Here is a 1018-nt window from a genome sequence, read left to right as displayed (position 1 = left end):
ATACATGAAGCAAGTTCCGTAAATCGACCCCAGTTTGCATCATAACCGGATTTTCCAACTTTGGCATTAACATCTATATGAATGGCGTAAGCCGCAGTTAGAATATTTAAAGGCGCCGGATAAGATTTACCGTTATCGTTCCATCCGTCAAGGATGTAGTCCAAACGAAACTTATCTCTTCCTACTAATGTACGGAAAGCATGGGGGGCACTATCAAGAAATACACTTTCCTCAAATTCGGCGCCGTCGTTAAATGGTGGAATTGGAGACTCAGAGACAACGGTTTTAACATCTAATATCATTGGGAAAGCGAACGCTAACCAAGTTGGCATTATCCATGATTCCGTATCGCTGCTGTCGCGTCCTGGTGGTAGTGCCATAAAGTAAAATGTTAAGGGTTGGTCTTCTGGGTAAGAAAGTTTAAAAGTACGGTCATTGGATGGCTGTAAATCCTCTTCAATTAGGAAAGAGTCTACATTTTGATATTTTTCCTTACTGAAGTTAGCTTCTAAATCCTTGCTGATAAAATGATTCCGGATGCTAGTATCATAACGAGTTTGAGCGATACCACTATAAGCTTTTTGCAGGAACTTATTAGTTTCAGGTGTAAAATAATAAGTTGGATAAAAGTATAAGTAGCGATATTTACCGTCCTCAAAGCGTTTACCTACAGCCTGAGTTTGATTCATCAATATTTGCCGTAACATCATCTCTATGCCAGCAATGCTAGAAATATTACGTTTGGCATTAGAACCACCCAATTGCTGTTTATTTGTATAAACTTGTGGTGTAAATAGTACCGCTGATTCCATCTGCTCAGTTACAGTATAAGCCGAATGTGATATCGAACATATTAACTGGCGCCCACGTCCTGATTTTTTTGCAGCGTTATAATTAGTCAATTCATTCAAGAAATTGTCTACTGACTGCGCTTGCATATCAGGTAACATCACAACTCGTTTTACCCAAAGTTTTAAATCATCCCAGCCATCAGGTAGTTGATATTGGGTAACGATAG

General features: G+C 39.2%; 1 protein-coding gene. It reads right to left on the bottom strand.

From position 1 onward, the window contains the following. Positions 1-1018, bottom strand: a 1018-nt coding sequence (cas10d, locus tag AC2JBO_RS45005) for a type I-D CRISPR-associated protein Cas10d/Csc3 (protein ID WP_496960099.1), incomplete at both ends; no start/stop codon positions are given.

Source organism: Calothrix sp. CBUCES-K 9914, from assembly GCF_059640475.1.
Note: the sequence above shows the minus strand (reverse complement) of the source record. Positions and strands in the feature narration are given on the sequence as shown.